Annotated in this window: 4 protein-coding genes and 3 pseudogenes; 5 read left to right on the top strand and 2 right to left on the bottom strand. The window is 59.2% G+C overall.

Annotated features, from left to right (window positions below; all coding sequences use genetic code 11):
- Window positions 1-144: 144 nt before the first annotated feature.
- From FJ543_RS31110 to FJ543_RS31120, 3 genes and pseudogenes are all read left to right on the top strand, one after another.
- Window positions 145-1,140, top strand: coding sequence for a succinylglutamate desuccinylase/aspartoacylase family protein (locus FJ543_RS31110; RefSeq protein ID WP_064994928.1), 996 nt, complete (start codon window positions 145-147; stop codon window positions 1,138-1,140).
- 731 nt (window positions 1,141-1,871) lie between these two features.
- Window positions 1,872-2,251 (top strand): annotated as a pseudogene (locus tag FJ543_RS31115) (IS3 family transposase); the annotation flags it as partial.
- A gap of 42 nt (window positions 2,252-2,293) precedes the next feature.
- Window positions 2,294-2,976, top strand: a pseudogene (locus tag FJ543_RS31120) (transposase); the annotation flags it as partial.
- Here FJ543_RS31120 and FJ543_RS31125 read toward each other — a convergent pair.
- A complete protein-coding gene (locus FJ543_RS31125) occupies window positions 2,912-4,402 on the bottom strand; it encodes a recombinase family protein (protein WP_224656313.1) in 1,491 nt (496 codons plus the stop codon). The pseudogene FJ543_RS31120 and the gene FJ543_RS31125 sit on opposite strands and share 65 nt — an antisense overlap.
- Entirely contained in the window at window positions 4,392-4,589 is a 198-nt protein-coding gene (locus FJ543_RS31130; protein ID WP_064994942.1) for a hypothetical protein, read from the bottom strand. Before FJ543_RS31130 ends, FJ543_RS31125 begins: the two co-directional genes overlap by 11 nt.
- Before the next feature lie 834 nt (window positions 4,590-5,423).
- Between FJ543_RS31130 and FJ543_RS31135 the strand changes: the two genes are divergently transcribed.
- A complete protein-coding gene (locus tag FJ543_RS31135) occupies window positions 5,424-6,308 on the top strand; it encodes a 3-keto-5-aminohexanoate cleavage protein (protein ID WP_064994923.1) in 885 nt (294 codons plus the stop codon).
- Between the two features lie 44 nt (window positions 6,309-6,352).
- Window positions 6,353-6,546: pseudogene (locus FJ543_RS31755) on the top strand (hypothetical protein); the annotation flags it as partial.

The raw sequence follows: 6,546 nt of genomic DNA on the forward strand, positions 1-6,546 counted from the left end.
GTCTTCGCAAAGCGTTGCCTGGACGATTCGGGCGAAAGAGTAAGTCCATCGTGCGGTTAGATCCCTACAATATAAAAACTGTATTTGACGCAGCGAGAGTGAACCCCTAGCGTTCGCTATTTGGGTGCATAAGGTCGGCTGACAATGAGCGAAACACCATACCTGACGTTTGATCTCGACGCGCCTGGCATGTCCACGGGACATCTTGTTGTCCCCAAAGGCAACGACTGCGAAGCTATTTCGCTTCCGGTCTTCTGCCTCAATAAAGGGGAGGGACCGCGCCTCCTTGTCACTGGCGGAAATCACGGCAACGAATTGCAAGGGCCAATCCTGGCACGACGGCTTGTTGACTGGCTGCCCAAAGCGCAAACCTGTGGAAGCGTCATCATCGTACCGATGCTTAATCTGCCGGCGGTGCAGGCATGGAGCCAAAACTCGCCAATCGATGGCTTGAATCTTAATCGAGTGTTTCCCGGCCGCGCCGTCGGATCGATAACTGAACGCATTGCCGATGCGGTTTCGCGCCTGTTGTTGCCAATGGCCGACACGGTATTCGATTTGCACAGTTTCGGGCCGACATGGGATTTTCCACCAGCAGTCGTCACGCATCCCATTGGTGATGTGGATCTCATGGCCAAGACGCTTCAATTGGCAGAGGCATTCAAATTACCCGTGACATTGCTCTGGGAACACCCCGACACAAATGGAATGTTCGACACTTGGGCGCATAGCAAAGGCAAGGTATTCATTTGTACTGAATTCGGCGGCGGCACGGTCAGCTCCGAAGCGCTGGGGATCTATGAAAGCGGGCTACGCAACGCCCTAATCGCGCTCGGACTCGTAGAGGGAAAGGCCGAGTGTCCGACTTTCCGTCAACGGAAAGCCAGCAGGACACTTGAAACGCTCTTGTCTGACGAGCTGAAATCGCCGGCCCGCGGCATCTTCGAACCTCGCTGCTCCGTGCTGGATGAAGTGAAGCAAGGAGATCTCTTAGGGGTCGTTTATCCCGTGGAGTCACTGTCGGCTGATGCGATCGATATTCGCGCTCCCACTACGTCTGTCGTCTGCGCTGTAAAGTCTGGAATCCATGTCGACGTCAATCAAATGATAGCGATCCTTGCGAGGCCGCTCAAACCCTGAGCCTCAGTGCTGCACATCGATGAAAAATCAGCCGAGAATACTTGCGAGGGAGCCTTGGAACCGGGCAACCTATAGGAGGGCTCGTTGGAGATGAGACCTCGTCCGGCAACCTCACGAGAATTTTAACCACTGCCGGCTGTAAGGTCGGAGGGGCCAGCCGACGTGCATCTACAGATCGATCGCTGATAACAGGCTCTGGACTACGCTGGATAGGCCGTTTTGCGAACGCTAAGGGCTCAAAAGATAAAGGGTTGGATCTATTGATGACGAAGAGCGCCATGGCGCCGCCAAGACGCAACTTGCCGGGCTCGGCGTCGATTCACGCTTCCGCAGTGCCTATAATGCCGCCGGAATCATTCCTGCCAAGCATATTGCAAAGGCCACCATGGGTCATCAAACGACGCGATATCGAAGATTCGCCTCTGATCGAGTGCGTCGGGCACTTAAGGCGCCCGTCATTACAAGTTCGAAGCAAAAGACCATTGACTATCAATACCGATGGTGGCGTCACGGGCCGAAACGGTCGCCTTCAGAAAGGCGATCCGGGCGAGGGAATTAGGAATCAGCGGTTGAGGGAGCTTGTTCCTACACCCAAATTGCATACCGGAAAGACCTCCGTGACGAAAGCAAAAATCTACATAAATCAATTAGAAACGAGGAAATCAGCCAGCCAATCGCGGCCGATAAGTCTTGCTCGGCCGGCGCCAGACGATCCGGCGGGCCTGCCGGTTCTGAAGTTCGACACGTCGACCTATCACTACAAGTCCCGCCGCCGCGATCAGACCGGCATCGAGGCTCGGCTCAAGGACATTTGCGCGACACGCGTTCGCTATGGCTACCGACGTGTCCACGTGAGCTCATGCGGGAAGGGTGGGACATCAACATGAAGCCGACCTACCGCATTTACAAGGATCTGGGCTTGCAGCTCAGGAACAAAACACCGAAGCGCGAAGCTCCGGGACGGCCGCCAAGAGGGGCCCGAACGAGGTCTGGCGATGGACTTCGTCCACGATCAGCTCGCTACGGGCAAGAAGATCCGCGTGCTGACGGTCGTCGATACGTTCTCCGCTACGTGCCTGTGCTCGATCCCCGGTTCAGCTGTCGGGCCGAGACGTGGTCAGCGCTTTAGCAGGCTGTTGAAGAAGTGCTGGCGCGGCGGCTTTTGTCGTCGGATCACTTCTCGGTGGACGGGACGCTGATCGAGGCCTGGGCTTCGATCAAGAGCTTCCGCCGCAAGGACGGGGACGACAACGGCCCGGATGGAGCGGGGCGCAACGCTGAGCGCGGCTTTCATAAGGAGAAGCGCTCCAACGACACACACCAGAGCACGAGCGACCCGCAGGCGCGGCTCTACAAGAAGGGCGACGGGCAGCCGGCGAGGCTCTGTTATATGGGGCATGCGCTGATGGAGAACCGTCATGGGCTTGCGGTCGATGGTGGCATTACCCAGGCCAGGGGCACAGGCGAGCGTGATGCCGCTCTCGCCATGTTGTATCGCAGACCGTTGCGGCGGCGCATCACACTGGGCGCCGACAAGGCGCCTATGACGTGCGCCAGTTCATCAAGGGCCTGCGCGAGCGCAAGGTCACGCCGCATATCGCCGTCGGCCATCTGAGCAAAACCGGCAAGCCTCAAGTGACGGCGATCGATGACCGCACGAAGCGCCATCCGGGCTATGATGCCAGCCAGCGCTGCCGCAAGCGGATCGAGGAGGTGTTCGGCTGGATCAAAGCCTCGGCCGGCATGGGATGCGCCCGTGTGGGCGCGGCCTTCACCTTGAACTTGGCGGCCTACAATTTGGTCCGCTTGCCCAAGCTGCTGGCGGCTCCGATATGAGTGTCACCGGCCGCTGGCTGATCGTCGCGATGCCGACTATATCGGGCCGTCGCGGCATCATGCGCGGTGATCTTGCTCTCGATCTCACCGACACGGATGAGTGCCTGGTTCCAACGCGCTTCCAGTTCCGCCGCGACCAGCCGGTTCTCGGGATCGGCCGCGTCATATTGCCGGAAGGCCCGGTCGGCGGCGTAGCGGGCAGCTCAAGATCCCGACTGAGGGCGTCCCGGACCTGGTCACGACGATCGGCAGCTTGCGCCTCAGCTCCGGCAGCGGCAGCAATCGCTCCCGGCTCCACGACACGCAGGAGCGCTTCCTCAATCGCATCATCGACGCGCAGTCCCCCAAAGGCGATGCATTGCGGCTCACCATTGTCGAGCAGACCCCGCCAGCAGGAATAGCGCGGAATGTTGTGCTTGGTGCCCGTGTACCGCAGCGTGGGCTTGCGGCCGCAGCGCCGGCAGCGGACAAGCGCGGCAAGCAGAGCGTCGCCATGCTTGGGCGCCCCGTTGTCGCTCACCATCTTGCGGATCGCCTCTGCCCTTTCCCAACTGACATAGCCTTCATGGCTGTGTGGGATCAGCGCCAGCCATTCCTCGCGCGTCCTGCGTCGGATACCTGCTCGAACGGCGGATCGGCCAAATCCCGGCGCGACACGAGTTTTACCATAGGCGTAGGCGCCGCCGTAGATCGGGTTGTCGATCATGCGGTGGATGGTCGCATAGTTCGGCCTGCGCCAGACCACATCGCCGTTGTTGCGTTTGGCGGGCAAATCCAACCCATGCTCGAGGAACCACATCAAGGCCTGACGGGCGCTGCCGAGCTCAGCAACCTTGTCGAACACCAGGGTAATGGATTCCTGCACACGCCGATCAGGATCCTTCTCAAGACGATCGCCGACCTTCGCGAAGCCGACAGGAGCTGCCACGACGAGTTCACCGCGCCGGGCCTTCTCGTAGCGTGCGGAAAGGGAACGCTGGCGCAGAAGATCGAGCTCATACTCGTTGAGGCTCCCCTTCAGCCCCAATAGCAGCCGATCGTTGCCTTGCCGCGGCGCATAAACCGTCTCCTGGTCGACCAGCACGGTGTCGACGACGCGGCACATCTCGATGAGCTGCTGCCAGTCGCGGCTGTTACGGGCAAACCGAGACACTTCTCGCGCCGCAACCGCACCGACCTTGCCGAGGCAGGCCTCGGCGACCATCCGGTCGAAGCCGGCACGCGCGACGCCGCCGGCGGCAGAACGGCCGAGATCGTCGTCGATCGTCTCTACGCGAGACCAGCCAAGCGCCGTCAGGCGATCGCGCATCGCATACTGAAGCATGCTGCTCTCACGATTGTGCAGGACCTGATGGGCTGACGACTGCCGCACATACAGGATCGCTTTACGCTCCAGATGCTGCGGCCCAATCTTCTCATGCATCATGATCCGCGCACTCCCGTTGTACGGCACCCTCGCCGTCGACGTGCCCGAGGATCAGGCTGACCGTCAGCTTCGTCACTGATCGGCGCGTCGCGGCCGGCAGCGCCTGCCATTGCGGCGTCTGCCCCGTGTTGGCGTCGTTCGGCTTCAAGAACAGATCGAACTGGTATGTCGTGGGCTGGCGCGGCATGGACATCTCCCCGATTCGCGTGAGAGCCCAATGCTGCGCCCATCTCCGGCGATTGCGATGGGGCTCCGGTGTCGAGGAGCAGCTTCGCCAGGGTGCCCAGCGCGGCAAGGTCGACGTGCGGAGCAGTCGTGATGCGCCAACTCTTACTGAGGATCCGATCGAACATCCAAGCCGGGACCTCCAACCACCGATCCGAGGCTTGGCCGAAAACGCTACAGCAGAAGACTGCTGCGTCATTCCGATCGATCACTTCGTGAATATGGACTTGGCTACCCACCCAAGGATGCCATCGTAGAGAAGCTCGCGCTCCGGGCCGGTCCCGTGGGTGTTGCGTCGCTGAGTTGTTCAACGAGGTGCGCCCCCATGGCGCAATCGGGCACAAGGTTCCGATCTCGTTGCTCAATCCCGATGGCGCCGTCAGCCCGCCATCGTGAAACAGCCGGAAAACTCCACCTTCCGGCGGTCCAAAGAATGGTATCGGATCAAATCAGCCCGGAAGTTCCAGCCTGGGCGATCCAAAGACGGGGAGCAGCTCAACAAGGAGAAGAGTCCAGCTATGAACGAGGGCTCATCGGGGGCAACCTGACGTCGCCTGATTTCGTTCAAACGCGACGCGCTTTAGATCTCCGACCAGCGTCCGCGCACAGTCATCTCGCATCCAGATGATCGGCGGCGACAATCAATATTTGACCAATACGTGACGCACGTGAAGAATACGCCAGATTTAATGATCGGCCGCCATGCCTATCCTTCCCTTGTGTGACCACTCGGTAGCACCATCGAGTGTGTTGGCGCCAGACTAAACAATTAAGAGATACCGAAATAGGATTTCTGATGTCCCGGAAAGTCATTGTCACCTGTGCGGTCACCGGAGGGGGGGGCGCGGTTCTTGCGAAGCATCCAAATATCCCCAAAACGCCATCGCAAATCGCGGAAGCTGCACTGGAAGCTGCAAAGGCTGGGGCTGCGATTGTGCACATTCACGTCCGTGAGCCTGACACGGGAGCCCCATCAAACCGAATTGAGCTCTATGAACAGGTTGTTAAGAAGCTTAGGGACGCGGCGACGGACGTCATCATCAACTTAACCTGTGGAATGGATGGTGAACTTGAACTTGATTCTTTGAATCCTTTAAAAATAAGGAAAACTAGCACACTTAAGGACGCAATTGGACGCTGCTCCCATGCCGTCAAACTTCAGCCAGAGCTTAGCACCCTAGATTGCGGAACGATGGCTTTTGGTGAGCGGATTTTTGTTGCGCGTATGTCCGATCTGCGACAGATGGCGGCACTCATGCGCGAGGCTGGTGTCAAGCCCGAGCTCGAATGCTTCGATTTAGGCCACATCGAAGTCGCTAAGAAACTCATCTCCGAAAACATAATTGGCAGCCCGCCCCTTTTCCAATTTTGCCTCGGCACAGGTTATGGCGCTCCCGCTGTGCCGAGCGCTGTGCAGGCGATGCGTGAGATTCTCCCTTTTGGGGCAGTCTGGGGCGGATTTGGCTGCGGGGCAGATGAAATGCCGATGGTTGGACAGTTGGTGCCAATGGGTGGGCACGTTCGGGTGGGTTTGGAAGATAACATCTATCTCCGACGAGGGCTGCTGGCATCCAATGCCGAGCTCGTAGACAATGCGGTTGGGATCATTGAGCGCATGGGCGCCAGCGTCGCCACGCCTGCCGAAGCACGGTCAATTCTCGGCGTCAAAAAGCGCGGATGACCGCACTGGGGTATCCCATGCAGCGAACGATGATGGAGGCCAGAATGACGTCGCAAATCGAGAGCTGCCTTGGAATTCTGGGTTTGGAACCTGCCTTGCCACCCGGCGTGACGCCGCCGGCGCCGCCGTCCGGCTCGCTGTTTAGTTCAGCTACTTTCGACTTTCCCGTCATATCAGAAACCGTCGAAGGAGCTTGGGCGGATGTTGTCATGCTGGGCGAACCTGCGCTCCAGCCGGC

The organism is Mesorhizobium sp. B2-5-7 (genome assembly GCF_006440875.1).
Lineage (GTDB): Bacteria > Pseudomonadota > Alphaproteobacteria > Rhizobiales > Rhizobiaceae > Mesorhizobium > Mesorhizobium australicum.

What these genes read in the sequence shown, in the direction of transcription:
- FJ543_RS31135 (WP_064994923.1), top strand. Translation starts at nt 5,424, where the DNA reads ATGTCCCGGAAAGTCATTGTCACCTGTGCGGTCACCGGAGGGGGGGGC.
- FJ543_RS31130 (WP_064994942.1), bottom strand. Translation starts at nt 4,589, where the DNA reads ATGCCGCGCCAGCCCACGACATACCAGTTCGATCTGTTCTTGAAGCCG.
- FJ543_RS31125 (WP_224656313.1), bottom strand. Translation starts at nt 4,402, where the DNA reads ATGATGCATGAGAAGATTGGGCCGCAGCATCTGGAGCGTAAAGCGATC.
- FJ543_RS31110 (WP_064994928.1), top strand. Translation starts at nt 145, where the DNA reads ATGAGCGAAACACCATACCTGACGTTTGATCTCGACGCGCCTGGCATG.